This is a genomic window from Niabella insulisoli (assembly GCF_039652435.2).
GTDB lineage: Bacteria > Bacteroidota > Bacteroidia > Chitinophagales > Chitinophagaceae > Niabella > Niabella insulamsoli.
In genome coordinates this window covers 1,245,219-1,262,448 of sequence record NZ_CP190246.1, presented here as the reverse complement: position 1 = coordinate 1,262,448, position 17,230 = coordinate 1,245,219, and the positions used below count along the sequence as shown (strand labels likewise).

Below are 17,230 nucleotides of genomic sequence, written 5' to 3'. Positions count from 1 at the left end.
ATGTTTAATGCCCAGGCTGCCACAAGCCTTCAAATTCCGTTTCTATTTTTTATCTACCACCATATAGGCGGCGCTGCGCGGCGGCATTGCGATTTTAATGCCATTGGCCGTGGATGCAGCGTAGGGCTCGATTTGAAGATAGTTGGCCGGTCCGCCAGCCGGGAGATCAGGCCCCTTACCATTTACAAATACTTTCCTTGAAAAAGCAACATTGTCGCTACCGCCGGTGAGCATATACCAGTAAAAATTATTTCCCTTTAAAAAGTTATCGATCTTCACTTCCACGACCAACGCCGATGCCTCTTTATTGATGAGCACTACGCCAGTTTCTCCTGAAGAAAAAGAAGATGCGTACGCCTCAATGGCTGTACTAAGCGTAGTAGCGCTGACGGTGCGATCTCCTAAGACTTTTTGAAAATAATACATATGATAAAAAGCAGGCCGTGGCGTCCACTTCGGAATGCCATCGGGTTCATCGCCCTGGCTCAGCCATCCGTGATCGTTGCCGTCTTCCCAGGCATTGGCCAGATCCCAACGGCAGGCCAGCCCATACTGCTGCTTCAACATTTCGGACAGCGCTGAGGCGGCATGCAAACCGGCTATATGCGATACCATTTGGCGCGAACCCGTTGCAAAAATATTCCATTCGTCCATCGCAACCGGTTTTTCCGGAAGTCCATACTGCTTGATTTGTTGCTTTACATACTGCATAATGCGTTTCGTAACACTGCTGCCCGTGCTTAGTATTTCTGCCGCCGAGGAGTTGGCGTGATAGGGCGTATAATAATTGTGAACGACATAAAAATCGGGGATACTTCCCAATTCCGGTAATGCGCCACTATTCCAGGTTTTAAAGGTTTCGGTTTCCCAACTGGCAGGCTCTGAATCCACTAGGAGGGCGCCAATATAAATTGTCCGACCCTTTTCAGCAGCTGCCTTTCGCATCGAATCAGCAAAAACCTTAAAATGTGTAGCATATAATTTGCCGTTAACAAATTCCGGCTGGCCATCTTTGTTATTGGATGTATTAATGCGATAGCCCGCTTCCCAATTTCCGAAATTTTCATTGCCTATTTCCCAAAACAGGGTACGGCCATTGTCGTAGCGCACCCAATCCGCCGCCAGGTGCGCCGCTGCTTCAACGGGATGCTGGCCCGTGCCGTAGCGGGCATATCCATAATTAATCGTGATCAATCCCTTGTTGCCCGTTTGCTGCAACATGTTGTAATAATTATCCACCGATAAAGTCCAGTTGGCGGCGTTTTTGCCATACCAATATCCTGCTGCGCCGACGATACCGTCGCTATTGAGTAATTGCGCAGGTGCGTCGAATGGTGGCTGGTTAGCATTGGCATTCCAGAAGAAAAGATCGCTGATGCTGCCGCCCGGAAACCGGATATACCCCGGCTTATTTTGCGTCAGATGCGCTATTAAAGCCGGCTCGGTCACCATTTGCGTCATCCAGGTATTGGCATTATTTCCAAACAGCGTTGGCGGCACTTTGCTGACCACAACGCTGCGATCTACATGTACGATAGTTGAGGCGCTCCCTGGCGGCGTTACCTCAGAAAAAGATCCAGGGCGTGCAAAAGTTTTGGGCTGCCATTCGTTCAGGAAGAAACCAATGGTTGGCGCCAATGGCGGATCCTGCTGCGGCTTTACCACTTCGTCGGGCGGCGGCGTTTCAGGTTTGTTACCCGGGTCTGAAGGCTTGTTTTTTTCACACGCAGCCATCAAAATGCATAGCACTATCCAGGCGATGCTATGGAGACAAGAACTATTCATCGCCGGCAGTTTTAATTGCGGCTTGTCGAATCCGCTTTATAATTTCAAGACAAGCCCTGGTGTTATGATAGGGGCACTTCCAAAAACCCGCTTTAGATTTATCGATGAGCTGATGCGTTGCTGTCACGCCCCAATGCCACTCGCCTTTGTCATGATCGATAAGAAACTTTTTGACAAACGCCCACAAACTAAACACGACATTATAAAAGTCATCATTTCCGGTTAGCTGCCAGGCATTATAAAAACCCACCATCGCCTCGGCCTGAACCCACCAATGACGTTCGCTATTTACGCTCCCGTCGCTGCCGATCTCATAAATAAGTCCGCCTTCGGCGTCTATCCATGACAACGCGCGTTCGCTCATGGCTACTGACAGCTCCCGAAAAGGTTTTTGAAAACCACCTTGATCTAAAACAGAAGCGCAATGTAAGAGCAACCAGGCAGCTTCTATATCATGGCCCGGCGAGCTTTCGCGCCCAACGGGCATCCAATCGAAATCGAAAAATAGTTGAAGCTGAAAGGAATTCCTGTCTATAATTTTTGAATCAAAAAGATGCAGTAGATTTCTAATACGCTCAGCGAGTCCGGCATTTGGCCACACCTGATACAAGTTGGCGTAGGCTTCCACAATATGCAGGTGCGTATTTGCTGTCTTAGGTGCATTCCTGTCCTTTTCCGAAAGCCGCAGATCCGCTACCGGGCTCCAATCTTCGCTAAGCGCTTCCATATAGCCATTCCTCGAGCTGTCGAAAGCATACGCCTCCATCCGCTTGTAGAGCTCTTTTGCCAGCGAGAGCGCTTCATCACTGGCGGTTAATTTTGCGTATTCGCTCAGCCCATATATACAGAAGGCGATGCCATACATTTGCTTTTTGCCTTCTAATTTATTTCCCAATGCTGTTAGCGACCAGTAAGCGCCACCATAGTTTCGGTCTATAAAATTATCATTGATATACCTAAAAGCATGATCCGCAAGCTTTCTATACTCATCATTCTTAAAGTAGACGGCTGCGGCCGCATAAGCCCACAGAATCCTGCTATTTAACACCAAGCCTTTGGGCGCTGCCACCAAGGGCTGATCAGATAAATCCAAGGCACCGTAAAAACCGCCGCTTTCCTGATCCAGGGCATAGGTTGCCCAATAGCGAAGCGTTCGATGAAGATCTTCCTCCAGTTCTTTAGCGAGCAACGTAAAGGATAGGCGGGTTTTTGATATGTCTATTTTTAATGGTGTATTCACGATATAAAGTTAGCGTGGAGTGGCAGTTAACACCGCCTCATTTTTTTGGATCAGTTGATGTAGTGTCAATACTGTGGAGTGGGACGTAAAGCCGTCTTCCGGCGTATGCATCACATAATCTACCAACCGATCCAAGGTCGATGTTGCTACATGCAACCGCGTGTCGGAAGAAGCATAATAAATAAATACCGTTCCATCGTCATCGACAATCCATCCGTTGTTAAACACAACATTCGACACGTCACCCGTCCGCTCTTCGCCCTCGGGCGCCAGAAAATATCCGGCAGGTTTATGAATTACTTTTGAAATATCCTGTAAGTCGGTCATAAACATATACAACACATATCTTAAACCAGCCGCAGTATTGCGAACGCCATGTGCCAGGTGGAGCCATCCGTGAGCGGTTTTAACCGGCGCCGGCCCCATTCCGTTTTTTAGTTCGGATATGGTATGATAAATCCGCCTGTCGATCACTTTTTCTTTTTCGATCACAGCATGATCCATATTATTTGCAAACCCCAACCCAATACCGCCACCACTGCCGGTGTCAACAAATCCGTCCTGCGGCCGCGTGTAAAAGGCATACTTCCCGTTAACAAATTCAGGATGCAATACTACATTCCTTTGCTGCGCCGATGGTGTGACCAGATCATCGAGGCGCTCCCAATTCTTTAAATCTTTGGTGCGCACAATACCACATTGGGCAACGGCTGAAGACTGGTCGGACGCAGGCGCGGCCGGGTCCCTTCTTTCTGAGCAAAACAAGCCGTACACAAAGCCATCCTCATGTTGCACCAATCGTATGTCGTAAATATTGGTGTCGGGATCATCGGTTTCGGGTATCAACACAGGGTAATCCCAAAATTTGAATCCGTCAATGCCATTATCGCTTTCCGCGATAGCAAAAAAAGATTTTCGGTTGGCGGCTTCCACGCGCGCCATTACCAGGTATTTGTTATTCCATTTGATGGCGCCGGCATTCATCACAGCGTTGATGCCAACGCGCTCCATTAAAAAAGGATTGGTAGCTTCATCTAAATCATATCTCCAAAAAACGGGTGTATGAGCGGCAGTCAAAATCGGATATCTATATCGGTCGTAAATGCCATTACCCAACTCCTGCTTTTCGTTCTTTCTTGCTAATAATTCATCATAGGCTTTAAACAAGGCGTTTTCTCTGGATTCAAATACTAAACTCATATCATTAACTATTATTTTTCATAATTCTTTTTTGCTCTAACGCAGCAGTAATCTCCCGCACATTTTTATCTGTAATCGGGTAGATCATCATTCCTAAAAATGCCAATAAACAACAGGCAGCCGGGATCAAACTAATCATCAGGCGTTCTCCAAAAATAGTTTCGGCGCTTTGCTGCGGCGCATCGGGCATATAGTGAAAAGAGGCAAGGATCCAGCCGCTTAGGGCGGCCCCAAGCGCCCATCCGAGCTTTTGCGACATAGACGATGATGAAAAAATAAGCGCCGTGGCTCTCCGTCCTGTCAACAATTCCTGATGATCAACAATATCGGCAAACATCGACCACAACAGTGGCAACACATATCCGGCAAATAAAGAAATCAGGAATTGAAAGGTTAATATAAAGGCGACATTGTTGGGAATAAAATAAAAGCCGACGCTTAAAAAACCTGCCATCATCATCGCAATCATATAGGTCCTTTTCTTGCCAAACCTTTTAGAAATGCCAGGCGCTGCAACTACGCCAATCAGGTTAGCCAATTGACCGGTCAAAAAATAAATCGTCGTGAGGTCCCATCCCGTTCCGGGCATCTTGTATTGCCTTTGAACATAATCTCGGAAATAATAAATCGCCACACTGTCCCTTACAGCATTAAATAACAGGGCGGCCAACCCTGTTGCAACCAGTATCCACCAGGGTTTATTCGTCAATAAACTATTCAGATCTTTTTTCACAGAAGTTTGCCCTGCGGTATCAATTTGATGAACGCGCTCTTTCGTCCAGCTAAAACACAATAGAAATAAAACAACGCAGATCAAACCAATAACGCCGACGCCGAAGGTCCACGCCAATGCTGTGTGATGGCCGGTGGCGCCCGTCGCGAGTTCTATCGCCCCCTCATTCGAATGCGAGATTTCCTTCCCAAAAAAATCGATCAAAGGCTGCAATAACATAAAAGTTACGAAGCTTCCGATAAAGGCAAACGACATACGATAAGAAGACAACACATTACGTTCATCCGGCTTCGCCGAAATAGCGCCCAGCAAAGACGCATAAGGCACGTTGATGAGCGAGTAAACAATCATCATTAGCGAATAAGTAATGTAGGCGTAAACCAGTTTTCCCGAACCACTAAAATCAGGAACGTAAAAAGTAAACACGCCCATTACGGCAAACGGAACTGCAAGCCATAAAAGATAGGGCCTGTATTTACCCCAACGGGTTTTCGTGCGGTCGGCCACAATGCCTACAAAAACGTCAAAAACTGAGTCCCAAAGGCGCGCGATCAGGAACATGGTGCCGGCGGCGGCGGCCGTTATACCGAAAATATCGGTATAAAAAAACAGGGAGTACATGCCAAAAATCTTCCAGAACATGGACGAAGCTGCATCGCCCAATCCATACCCTATTTTTTCCTTAATGGTAATTTTCTGGTTCATTAGGATGAATAAAATGTCCTGGCCATTTGTTTGTTCAGGCCACGCCGGAACAAACAAATCGTTTAAAAAAGATTTTTAGCAAATAACAATTGCTGCTGACTTAATTGAACCCGATTTCATCAACATAGATGGTTCCGCCAACGCCCTGTGCATCCTGCATGGTGATCTGGGTTACTTCGGTAGCCGCGCTGATATTACTTATGGGTATGGCGTGATCGGTCCACTCTCCGGCTTTTCCTAATTTTAAAGCATAGCCTCCGGCACCATTAAATTGAACGGTGACGGTCATGCCTGCTGTTGCAGCCGTTGGATAAACCGAAAGTTTGAACATTGAATAAGCGGCTATGTTTAAACTACCGCCGCCAAGTTGTATAGGCGATCCCCAACTTCCAGCGTTGTAAGTCACTTTGATAGACTTGGCCCCAACCCGCACCGGCGTTGTGTTGGCGTAGTCCCTTGTTCCGCCCCATCCATCGCCAAGCCAGCCGTTCCAATTTACAAGCATATCGTTATAAAGATGCAAAGCAATTGTAGGCGGCGGCGCAGCGCCTGCGATTTCGAGCACATCGGCCGACTGCACTTTTAACGAAGAGTTCGCGACGTTTAGGGTAACCAGTCCATTTGCAATACCCATGGGGATTTGCACTACAATTTGCGAAGCCGATTGGCTGACAAAGCTGGAAACGGGATTTGTAATATTTTCAAATAGAATGGAAGTAACCAGATTTAAGTTAGTGCCTGTAATCGTCAGGTTGGTGCCGGGATCTACAGGAATTGGGCTCATTGAAGTAATGGCCGGCATTACAACGTCGAGCTCTGCTGCTGATTCGGTTTGTACACCTGATGCCACCTCCAATTTCAACTTTCCTTTTTTGGTTGCTCCGGGTACTTTCACCACTAGTTGCGTTGCCGACTGACTGACAAATTCTGTAACAGCCGCTGTTACATTATTAAAGTAGATTTTCTTTATTAAATCCAAATTTGTTCCGGTAAGCGTAATCTGATCCGCATGTTTGGCAATGGCAGGCGATACGCCGGCCACAACAGGCAGGGTAACCGTCAGCACTTGTTCCGTTTCAAAATCGCCCGGCTCTGTTCCTGAAAAAGCCAGCACTAAAGGCCCTGTTTTCGCATCTTCAGGCACCGTTACCACCAACTCATTTTGCGAGCGGGTTGTAAAGTCTGTCACCACTTTTTCATCACTGAAAGTTACGGAAGTCACCCAATTTAAATAAGTGCCGTTGATCGTTATATCCGTTCCGGGACGGGCTTCGTTAGTAATCGACGCGACGGTGGGACCGACGCCCAGATCAAACATAGTTTTGGATTTAATCTCCGCTCCGTTGGCGATCAGCGTTACGGGCCCGCGCTCGGCGGCTGCGGGAACGATCAACGTAATCCGCGTGGCTGACTGCGATTTAAAATCAGCTTTATCAACAGCAGCATTAACGCCGGTGAAGGTTATAGCACTTACCTGATCGAGATGGGCGCCGATGAAACTAATTTCTTCACCATGTTGCACACCGGTTGGGCCAAAACTATATAACTGCACCCCTTCATCGGTCATGTCTTCATCATTTTTATCACAGGCTGATAAAAAGATAGTGGTGGTCAACAGCATCGCACAAACATATCGCCATGTATTACTAAGCATACTTTTCATAAACTCAATATTATTAATTAATGAAAATTATTCTGCGGTTTTAGGTACGACCCTGAAGTTGTCAAAAGCAATATCAGCGTCCCACGAGCCGGCGGCGTTGCCTACCAGAATGCGCGTCCAGTAACCAGCGGCGCTCACGACCGGCTTCGGATTATAAGAAGCAAAAACTTCTTCCAAAGGAATGACCACTGTTTGCCACCTACCCTGCGTGTCAAATGGCGCCGGCCAGATATAGCCCTGGTTTTGTTCAGCCGTAAGGCCGACATTTATTTTTACGGCATTACCATTATAAGGCTTCAATGTATTTACTTCAAATTTCAAATTATAATCCTGAGGTTTTAAAATGGCATCATCGGGAATGCGCTTGCTATGAATCGGCATCGAGGAAGCAGGGCCTCCGGCGAGTTCTGTCCAGCTCCAGGCGGCCACTTCTTTTTTCAAATAGATATAGTTGCCATTGATCAAAGGCGGTTGCCCAGCGGCAGGGTTGCTTATTACGAGCGAGCCGTTCCACCAGCCTTCATAAGGATCGCTGCTGATGAAGATATTGCGGCTGTCGCGAAACCAGAAGTCGGATTGCGTTTCACCAAAATTTGTTTTAATGGTGATCGGCCCCGGTTGCGCATTGGCTGGAACGCGCACACTAACTGCCTGATCGGCAATATCGACGATTTCACCAACAGCGCCGCCGGTGAATGTAACCGTAACCGGCGCATAAAAATAATCACCATTAATAATAGCGATATCATCTGCGTTGACGAACTCACTAAACATACTCGCAACAAGCGGTTTGCTGATCTGCACTTTAAAATCATGCAGCAACTCGTACCCGTTTTTGAACAGAATCCGCAGCTTGTTAGTGATATCTCCCGGCACCAATCCCGGCACGGAAACCAAAATAGATTCGGACGTGATATAGGTCGGCGTCAACACACTCTTACGGTCGTTGAACCAGATTTCACGCGCATCCTGGAGGTTTTTACCAATGATCGCCACCAGCTGGCCCTGCCCTGCCGCGGTCAGCAGCGAATCTGAAGCAGCCGGATTAGTAACCCGGACATAACTTACTTCCGGCATACCGGTTGTTTCCTTTTTGCAGGAAGCAAACAGTACCGCCACAACAATTAGCAGCAATAGGGACGTCAGCGTTTTATTTATCGTTTGCATGCTTATTAACTTTTTTTTATAAATAGATTTTCTTTTAAGGGTAATCAACCGGCGGCTTTTGCAGGTTCGGCGCCTGATTCAACTCTGTATTGGGAATAGGTAAATAGAAATTACCGCTGCCAACTACGGCCTTTCTTTCCGTAAACCAGGATGTTTTCACAATCGTCCATTCCGACGGGTTGGGCATCACGTTGGGGCGTACTAAAAACAAACCCCTGTCCTGATCGTTGATCAATTGATAAGCCCGCGTGGGGTTCCAGTATTGAAGCGAAATGATGTCATACCACGCCATGCCTTCGACCGCAAACTCTTTAAACCTTTCGGAATAGACTTCATCGAGTGTGAGCGGGCCTCTGGCGCCCAGCCCGTCTACCTCATAAGGCGGAAGGCCGGCGCGCGTATGAACGGCATTAAAATGTGCAATCGCCTGCGCATCGGTTGTTGAGCCGCTGTTTCCAATTACAGCTTCCGCGTAGATCAGGTACATTTCTGCCAGGCGCTGCATGTAGGTGTTTTGAGGATAATTTTGCTGCGCCGACAAGCCAACAAGATTAGAGGCGCCTACCATGTACTTTTTGATGCTTGCAGGATTTTGACCGTCGCTCGACGCAAATGGATGCACATAACCGGTACCCGTCGCTTTAGCAATAATTTCCGGATAGCTCGACCCGGGCAATAAAAAGGTTGCTTTGAGCCTTTGATCAAGCGTGCGGCCTTTCATCGAGTCTTCCGACATTTTTGTAAATCCATCATATTGGCTCAACAACCAGTAGGTAGCGCTATAACCACCTCCCCAGCCATTGAGGGCCATATCCGTATTTGGGCTGATCTGATCGATCACGCTATTGCCCAGGCCATAAGTCCCGGTGCCTCCTGTAAATACCCATTGCAATTCGAACAAAGATTCTCTATTGTTGTCGTAAGGATATTTAAAAAGATCGGCATAATTGGGCAGCAACTGCCGGCCGCTAAGCGTAATAACACGTTCTGCATAATATTTGGCGCTGTCTAAAAACTGCTGGTTCCTGCTGCCGCCGCTGCCTTCCACTCCTGCCCTGGTCAAATAGAACCTTGCCAGCATTCCTTCGGCCGACCATTTTGTAAGCCTGCCTTCCTGCGTGGTGGTTTCGGGAAGATCCGCAGCGGCCATTTTCATTTCGCGGGTAAGAAAGCGCCAGATGCTGGGTATCGTGTTCCTGGTAATCGTCGTGTCGTAAAGTTTTTCAAAGTTATTTTCAATAATGGGAACCGCACCCCAATTCATGACAAGGTAGCGATAAGCAAGCGCCCTCATATAACGCGCTTCAGCGATCGCCGCTTTTTTCACCTGTGGAGACACGGCTTCGCCGCCATACCTTTCAATATTATACAGGAAAAGATTTGCCTGCGCCACTACGGTAAAGAAAGCATTCCACGCAGCGCTGATGTGACCATTATCGCCCGTTGCCGTAAACAATACATGTGCACGAAAGTCGCCGCCCCAGGGATAAAACACAGTGCCGCCCCTGATATCACCCAGCGAAAAACTGGCTTTGTCGTTATAGCTAAACCACACTTTGTTGTAGAGCAGGCTTGTAGCGGCCATCACCTGGTCGTCAGTTTTATAAAAATTAGCATCAGTAATGGAGCTGATCGGCGGCCTTTCTAAAAAGCTCTTTTTACAGGAAGCCAGTGCTACTATAAGCAGTAATATGGCTATGGTTTGATGTATTCTCAATCTTTGATTCATATCAGCAAGTTTAGAAATTAACACTAATAGAGGCATTATACATGCGGGTGAGCGGATAGCGGCCGAAATCAAGCCCAATCGCCTGGTTGGAGCCGCTGGCGCCGGCACCGGTGTACGCCCCGATCTCCGGATCATAGCCTTTGTACTTCGTAAATGTGGCGAGGTTTTGAACGCCTACGCCCACTTTTAATCCCTTTAATATTTTCGTTGCGCTTACATATTTTGCCGGCAGCGTATAAGAAAGGGTAATATTTTTTATTCTCAAATAAGTTCCGTCTTCAACGAAGCGGGACGAAACCACCGATTGGTTGTTGTCGCTCGCGGCGCCCGATGTTGTAATCCTCGGAATAGTGGTGCCCGGATTTTCCAGTGAAGGATTTGCCTCATCTCCGGTAAGCCTTGCATAGCCTAACATTTCCGTCAGGAAATTACGGCTGAGGTTGACATTATTAGGATTGAGGCTTACCTGCCTGATCGCGTTGTAAACATCGTTGCCGTAAACGCCTGTAATCAACGTGCTTAATTCAAAATCTTTATAAGAAAACGTGTTGGTGAAACCGCCGCTGAGCTTTGGCCAGGGGTTGCCGATATCTGTTACATCCAACGCGGTTATTTTACCATCGCCATTTAAATCCCTGTATTTAACATCCCCTACCCAAATGCCGTCGTTAGAGTTGGCAGTAGGCCTGCGATCGCCATTACCATCAACAGGAACCGCGCTGTTGTTAATTTCTTCCACCGATTGGAAAATGCCTTCGGCGATATAGCCTCTAAACATCCAGGGCTGGCTGCCGATTGACGCGCGCTGCACCCACGGAAAAGTATATCCAAAGATCCATGGCGATACCCGCTCGATAAAGGCGCTCTCGGTATTCAGCGAGGTAACTACCGTTTTAAATTGTGACAAATTTAAGTTTGACTCCCATTGAAAATCTTTTCCTTTAACGACAGAACCGGTTAAAGTAAGGTTCCATCCTTTTGTTTCCAGAGAACCGGTGTTGACGAGTGGCGCACCCACCGCTCCTACCGCGTCGTTGATGCCCATATATTGTGGCAAACTTGCCTGCATGATGAGGTTATCCGTCTTTTTTACATAATAGTCTGCTTCGATGGTAAAGCGGTTCTTCCACATCCCAATATTGATACCAATGTTGTTGGTATTGGTTTCTTCCCATTGCAGCGCAGGGTTGGTGAAAGTGGCCGGCAGGAAGCCGGTTCCCCAGGGAGTGGCGCCCGGCGACATCGAAGCGTAGATACCCGACCCGGTGCCCTGATTACCCGTCAACCCTGTTTCTAACCTGAGTTTAAGATCGCTAAAAAGCGAGGACTGGAAAAACTTTTCCTGGCTGATCCGCCAGGCGGCAGACACGGAGGGGAAGCTGCCCCAACGTTTATCCTGGCCAAAATTGGGCGATCCATCCCGACGGAATGTGCCGACCAATATATAACGGTTATCGAAGTTATAATTCAGTCGTCCCAGATAAGATTCCATCGACCAGGGGCCCGATCCGCCGCCATTAGTAGCCGTGAGCGGATCTCCGGCTTCCAGATCAAAAACATCATTTGTTAGGAAGCCGGTTCTTGTTCCCGACAGGTTTTTCCATTCAGACTCTTGCGCCTCATGGCTCAGCATGATGCCGATATTATGTTTGCGAAATTGTTTGTTATACTCCACCAATTGGTTCCAGTTCCAGTACCAGCTGGAGCTGGCGCCATCGCGCAGGGAATTAACTGTTTGTAAATGCCATTGATCAATTTCGTAAGTCGGCGTGTAATAAAGCGACTGGCCGTGATTGATGCTTCCGTTAAAAGAGGTTCTAAACGTCAGCCCCTTGAGCGGGGTGATCGCCATATTGATACCACCTAAAAATTGCCGGCGCATATTTTTATTAGAAATCAGGTTGGCAATCGCGATAGGGTTGATCGGGGCGAATTGGCCTGCGCCGTTGATTGGGTCACTGCCACCCCAGGTTCCATCAAAATTGGTCACGGGTATTTGGGGCGTTAGCCTAAGCGCATTGGCAATCAGTGGGTCGGAAGCGCTATAGTTGGTCGCTGTTAAGACTTCATTGGTTTGATTAAAACTAAGATTGGTTCCAAAACTCAGCCAGGTGCGCGGTTTATTATCAAGGTTAAGCCTAAGTCCGTAACGCTTAAAGCCCGAACCCTCAGCAACGCCTTTTTGGTCCATGTACTCCGTCGATAAATAGTAAGTGGTGGCGCTACTGCCGCCGCTTACACTCAACTGGTGTTTGCCCATGATTGCATTATTGAACAAAGCTTTTTGCCAATCGGTGCCTTCGCCCAATATCGAGGGATCAAGGAAATTTTCCGGAATATTTTGTGGTGTGCCCAATACATTCTGGTAATCATTAACCATGCTGGCATACTCTCTCAAATTCATTACATCTAAATTCTTGGGCGGCCCCTGGATGTTGTGGAGGTAAGCGTAGTTAATTCTGAAATCCCCTGTTTTTCCACGTTTAGTTGTAATCAGAATAACGCCGTTGGTACCGCGAGATCCGTAGATCGCGGTAGCCGAAGGGCCTTGCAAAATCTGCATATCTTCAATATCAGCGGGGTTTAAACCAGCGAGCGGGTTGGACGAACTCTGATCGCCATATGCAACATCTTCTGAGGCCTGAATCTGCACGCCGTCGATTACATAAAGCGGCTGGGTACGATTCAGTGAACTGATCCCGCGGATATTTACAGACAAACCGCCACCGGGCTGCCCCGAGTTTTGCGTAACATAAACACCGGCGGCACGGCCTTGTATCGCTTGTTCAAAAGTGACGTTCACCGTTTTCTCGATCGCTTTTGCGTTCACAGTCGTTTGGGACGTAGTCAAATTGGACCTTCGCGAAGTTCCATAACCGATAACAACCACATCCGATAAGGTGCCGACACTGCTACTGAGCGTAATCACCTGGAACGTATTTTCAGTGACTATCACTTCTTTGGCAGGAATGCCAACATAAGTCACTACCAGGATATTTTTATCCTGAGGCACCTGAATAGAAAAGACGCCTTTTTCATTGGTTACGGCGAAGACCTGTGTCTCTTTCACCTGGACGGTCGCGTTTTCAAGCGGCTTCCCGTTTTCATCATTCACCACCCCTGAGATGTTTCTACTGGTTTGTGCTTGTGAAATCAATCCGAAAAGCACGCAAAGAACCCATAGCAGCGCTCGTGCATTTTTCTTAAACATATGGCAATAAGTTTTACTAAAATTACGATTTGAGAGCTGTCAAATCCTAATACTTTTAAAGCATAAAATAATACAAAATATGCAAAATTTAAACCGATTGCATAAAATTTTCAAAATAAAAATTTGATTATCAATTAATTAAAAAGATAAATTTTGACATTTCAGGGTGTTATCTATCTCTCTAATGATACTTTTATTACGTTATTCTTATATAATTTTACGGTATGTTTGATCATATCCTTCGGGAAATTATCCCATTAACGCCGGGCGATTGCTTTACAATTTTTACGCGGGTAAAAAAAGATTTTGATTTCCCATTGCATAGCCATGAGGAAATTGAGTTGAATTTTATTAGTAAGGGAAAGGGCGCGCGGCGGATTGTCGGCGATCATATCGGTGTTATCGGTGATCTGGAATTGGTAATGGTGGGGCCCAACCTGCCCCATGTTTGGGATACCTATCAATGCAAAAGCAAAGAGATCACTGAGATCACGATTCAATTCCATAAAGACTTTCTCGACGAGAAATTTCTACGCCGGAACCAGATGAGCTTCATGCAAAAGATGCTTGAACTTTCGTCGCGCGGCATTCTTTTTTCCCAGGAAGCAACAAAAGCTATTTTACCACGCCTGAATGCGCTCGGCCAGAAACAGGGTTTTGATTCTGTATTGGAACTGTTGTCATTGCTGCACGATCTTTCTACGTCGCGCAATATGCAAACACTTTCAGATTCGAGCCCCTCCGCAGAACATCCTTCAAGTTATAACAGCCGTCGCATTGAAAAAGTGATTGAGTATATCAATAGTAATTTTCACAGGAACATAACCCTCAACGATGCCGCCAGGCTGGTTAACATGGCGGACATGTCGTTTAGCCGGTTTTTCAAAACAAGAACCGGTATTACATTTATGGACACCTTGCTGGAATGCAGGATAGGCAATGCTTCGCGGCTGCTCATCGACACCACCCAATCCATATCGGAGATTGCCTACAATTGCGGTTTCAACAACATATCCAACTTCAACAGGCTTTTTAAAAAGCGGAAGGGATGCACGCCTAAGAAATTCCGGGAGGATTATAATTTTTACGGCAACCGAAAATTTATTTAGTAGAGGCAAATAAATCAGAGTAAAATCTTCTTTCCGCTTTTTGCAGATTTTTTAGCGGCATCTAAAATCTTCATCACAATCATATTAACCTCAAAAGAAGAAGGATCATTTTGCGCCATTGCTTTTTGCTGCAATACTGCCGCCAGGTATTCAAGGTTGTTTTTATATGGCGCCGCCGGAATATCAATTTGTTTTAAGGGTTGCTGGTCGCGGACTTTGAGCGTTGTTCCATTTAACGCATGGAGATAACCTTTGACGCCAAATACTTCCCAATCTTTAATGGAGAAAGGCCAGTTCCATGATGCTTCAATGATACCGGTCGCTTCCGGATATTCTAGAAGAATCGTTGCATCATCATCTACGCGCGGGTAAACTGCAGGCTTAATGGTTTTCGTGATAGCACTTACGGCAACGGGCTCCTGCCCATTCATCAGCCAGGTCATAAGATTGGCGCCATAACATCCAAAGTCTGTAATCGCACCGCCGCCATTTTTTACCGGATCCGTTAGCCAGCTTAAGAAATCGGGGCTACAGCCAATTTCCACCGGACCCTGGTGCCCGTCGTGAACCACCATTTTTCGCACCGCTCCGACGGCTCCCTGTTGCACTAATTTATAGAGCTGATGATTGCTGGGATACCAAGTGGTTTCATAGTTAACCAAAATTTCAATATCATATTTTTCTTTTAACGCCTCCATTTTCCCGGCTTGCTCCAGGTTGGCGGCCAACGGCTTTTCGACCATTACCGCGATACCCTTAGGCGCGCAAGCTTCCACCACTGCCAGGTGCTCAGAAATCGCATTGAAAGCCAGCACAGCGTCAGGCTTTGTTGATCCGAGCATTTGATCCAGCGATTCGTAGAAGATAGCTTCTGGCAATTGATATGCTTTTTGATAACGCTGGCGTAGCGATTGCACGGGTTCGGCAATGCCTACAATATGAACCAGCCCTGCCTTATATTGGTTCATAATTGTATGCGCGTGATCATGACTGAGGCCCGCAACTGCAACGCTTAATTTTTGAGCCTGCACGGCTTTTAGCATAAATAAAAGAAAAACTGTAGCAATAAGTTTTACGGGGCATTGTATGTTTCTTGACATGATCTATCAACTTTTTAGTTCCGTAAAAATGATAAGCTTTAACGCAAAGCTTTTACATTCCTAAGTTAAAAAATTTATGGGTAGCTCAAGCTGAAATCCCCGAACACGGCTTTGTCATCTTTGTTGCCGGAAAAATGAAGGCCTGGACGGGCGCTTCGATCCCACGGCGACAATTCTTGAAAAGAAACTTGCCTGGACGGCGCTACAGCCTGCCAGCTTCCCGATTCGCTTCTATAAAAAACTTCAAGCGAATCACTGACAACCATCTTTAATCTTATCGCGCCAGCGGCCACTTTTGAAGCGGCGAGCACGAAAGCTTCCCCGTCTTTTACCGCCCAATATATTACGCTGTCGGCCACAACACTGAGGCCTATCGCATTTTTTACATCACCATAAATAACCAGCCCCTTACGGGCCTCGTTTTTATTTTCTACGCTCACCTCCATTTGATATTGCGGCAAGACTGGCCGCCTTGTGATGACAACACCCACTTTATTTTCTGACGCGTAAGATCCGGAAAGAAGCAAGCGGCCATGCTGTTGCTTAATAACAGGCGTTGCATGCCGAAAATCCCACTGCCACTGAAGCGCATAAGAATTCCCTGAAAAATCATCCTTTATACCCGAAGGATACGGGCCGCCCGAAATTTCCTGAAGCGCCGGCCACTGCGTTGTTTGGTTCCATAGCAATTTGGCCAACATGCCCTGGCGGCCGGTGCGCACCATCGATGATCGGTTATAAGCATGATACAAATAGTAGTGCGCATTGTCGGGACCAGCCACAAACGTGCCGTGACCGGTGCAAGTCCAGTCGCTATTGCCTTTCATGATGGGATTCTCGGGCGCATCCTCGTAAGGGCCTGTGATGTGGCGCGCTCTTGCTACGCGAACATTATAATCACATCGCATGCCGCAGCAAGCTCCGGCGGAGTAAAAAAGATAGTAAAAACCGTTTCGTTTTAAAATGCTTTGTCCCTCGATGCCTACGCCATTTGTGTCTTTCAACATACTGAAAGGCGCACCCTCTAATCTTAAGCCATCGGAGGATAATTTCGAACCTAAAATTTCTATGGGCCTTTTATCAAGCCCGTATGCTTTCCAGCTTATATACAATTGACCGCCATCGTCGAAAACGAAAGCGTCAATTGCTTCCGTGCCATAAGCAATCAAAATTCCATGATCCGTGAAACCGCGATCGGGGTATTTTGATGTTGCTACGCCAATGCAGGATACATTGTCAGATTTTCGGCGCGCCGTGTAATAAACATAATAGGTTTTGTTGTGGTAAAAATATTCCGGCGCCCAAAATGAAGCGGAAGTCCATTCCGGGGCCTTGTCAAAAAGATATCCGGTTTGCTTCCAACTTTTTAAATCGGTTGATCTAAAAATCGGGAAATGAGGCGCCCACTCAGAAGAGGTTCCAATTGCAAAATACTGATCGCCTTGTTTTATAATTGAAGGATCCGGAAAATCGCCGGGGATAACCGGGTACATTTCCTGGCCGTATACCTTCACCGCCAACAAAAGAAAAACAATCAGCCATCGCATGCTTCTCATCATCATATTGCAAATTTATATTTCAAAGATGC

General features: G+C 46.9%; 11 protein-coding genes. 1 reads left to right on the top strand and 10 read right to left on the bottom strand.

All coding sequences use genetic code 11. The features are described from left to right. Nucleotides 1-42: 42 nt before the first annotated feature. The 8 genes from ABDK00_RS05365 to ABDK00_RS05330 form a co-directional block, all read right to left on the bottom strand. Entirely contained in the window at nt 43-1,785 is a 1,743-nt protein-coding gene (locus tag ABDK00_RS05365) for an alpha-L-arabinofuranosidase (protein ID WP_346238848.1), read from the bottom strand. Continuing rightward, entirely contained in the window at nt 1,778-3,025 is a 1,248-nt protein-coding gene (locus tag ABDK00_RS05360; RefSeq protein WP_346238847.1) for an AGE family epimerase/isomerase, read from the bottom strand. Before ABDK00_RS05360 ends, ABDK00_RS05365 begins: the two co-directional genes overlap by 8 nt. A 9-nt stretch (nt 3,026-3,034) precedes the next feature. Then, nucleotides 3,035-4,225, bottom strand: coding sequence for a glycosidase (locus ABDK00_RS05355; protein ID WP_346238846.1), 1,191 nt, complete (start codon nt 4,223-4,225; stop codon nt 3,035-3,037). 4 nt (nt 4,226-4,229) lie between these two features. Continuing rightward, nucleotides 4,230-5,663, bottom strand: a complete 1,434-nt coding sequence (locus ABDK00_RS05350; protein ID WP_346238845.1) for an MFS transporter — start codon at nt 5,661-5,663, stop codon at nt 4,230-4,232. Nucleotides 5,664-5,763: 100 nt separating this feature from the next. Beyond that, complete coding sequence (locus ABDK00_RS05345; RefSeq protein ID WP_346238844.1) at nt 5,764-7,326, bottom strand: IPT/TIG domain-containing protein; 1,563 nt, start codon at nt 7,324-7,326, stop codon at nt 5,764-5,766. Nucleotides 7,327-7,353: 27 nt separating this feature from the next. Continuing rightward, a complete protein-coding gene (locus ABDK00_RS05340) occupies nt 7,354-8,493 on the bottom strand; it encodes a glycan-binding surface protein (protein ID WP_346238843.1) in 1,140 nt (379 codons plus the stop codon). 34 nt (nt 8,494-8,527) lie between these two features. Next, entirely contained in the window at nt 8,528-10,222 is a 1,695-nt protein-coding gene (locus ABDK00_RS05335) for a RagB/SusD family nutrient uptake outer membrane protein (protein ID WP_346238842.1), read from the bottom strand. Nucleotides 10,223-10,232: 10 nt separating this feature from the next. Then, nucleotides 10,233-13,433, bottom strand: coding sequence for a TonB-dependent receptor (locus ABDK00_RS05330; RefSeq protein WP_346238841.1), 3,201 nt, complete (start codon nt 13,431-13,433; stop codon nt 10,233-10,235). A gap of 224 nt (nt 13,434-13,657) precedes the next feature. Here ABDK00_RS05330 and ABDK00_RS05325 point away from each other — a divergent pair, with 224 nt between their 5' ends. Then, on the top strand, nt 13,658-14,542 hold the full coding sequence (locus tag ABDK00_RS05325) for an AraC family transcriptional regulator (RefSeq protein WP_346238840.1): 885 nt from the start codon (nt 13,658-13,660) through the stop codon (nt 14,540-14,542). 14 nt (nt 14,543-14,556) lie between these two features. On the opposite strand, the gene ABDK00_RS05320 is transcribed toward ABDK00_RS05325, so the two are convergent. Both ABDK00_RS05320 and ABDK00_RS05315 read right to left on the bottom strand, forming a co-directional pair. After that, entirely contained in the window at nt 14,557-15,642 is a 1,086-nt protein-coding gene (locus ABDK00_RS05320; RefSeq protein ID WP_346238839.1) for a Gfo/Idh/MocA family oxidoreductase, read from the bottom strand. 74 nt (nt 15,643-15,716) lie between these two features. Beyond that, nucleotides 15,717-17,204 carry a family 43 glycosylhydrolase gene (locus ABDK00_RS05315; protein WP_346238838.1) on the bottom strand — a complete coding sequence of 496 codons (1,488 nt, stop codon included), beginning with the start codon at nt 17,202-17,204 and terminating at the stop codon, nt 15,717-15,719. Nucleotides 17,205-17,230: the final 26 nt, after the last annotated feature.

Excerpts from the sequence above, each read along its gene's own strand:
- ABDK00_RS05365 (WP_346238848.1), bottom strand. The coding sequence starts at position 1,785 with ATGAATAGTTCTTGTCTCCATAGCATCGCCTGGATAGTGCTATGCATT.
- ABDK00_RS05355 (WP_346238846.1), bottom strand. The coding sequence starts at position 4,225 with ATGAGTTTAGTATTTGAATCCAGAGAAAACGCCTTGTTTAAAGCCTAT.
- ABDK00_RS05350 (WP_346238845.1), bottom strand. The coding sequence starts at position 5,663 with ATGAACCAGAAAATTACCATTAAGGAAAAAATAGGGTATGGATTGGGC.
- ABDK00_RS05345 (WP_346238844.1), bottom strand. The coding sequence starts at position 7,326 with ATGAAAAGTATGCTTAGTAATACATGGCGATATGTTTGTGCGATGCTG.
- ABDK00_RS05340 (WP_346238843.1), bottom strand. The coding sequence starts at position 8,493 with ATGCAAACGATAAATAAAACGCTGACGTCCCTATTGCTGCTAATTGTT.
- ABDK00_RS05335 (WP_346238842.1), bottom strand. The coding sequence starts at position 10,222 with ATGAATCAAAGATTGAGAATACATCAAACCATAGCCATATTACTGCTT.
- ABDK00_RS05330 (WP_346238841.1), bottom strand. The coding sequence starts at position 13,433 with ATGTTTAAGAAAAATGCACGAGCGCTGCTATGGGTTCTTTGCGTGCTT.
- ABDK00_RS05325 (WP_346238840.1), top strand. The coding sequence starts at position 13,658 with ATGTTTGATCATATCCTTCGGGAAATTATCCCATTAACGCCGGGCGAT.
- ABDK00_RS05320 (WP_346238839.1), bottom strand. The coding sequence starts at position 15,642 with ATGTCAAGAAACATACAATGCCCCGTAAAACTTATTGCTACAGTTTTT.
- ABDK00_RS05315 (WP_346238838.1), bottom strand. The coding sequence starts at position 17,204 with ATGATGATGAGAAGCATGCGATGGCTGATTGTTTTTCTTTTGTTGGCG.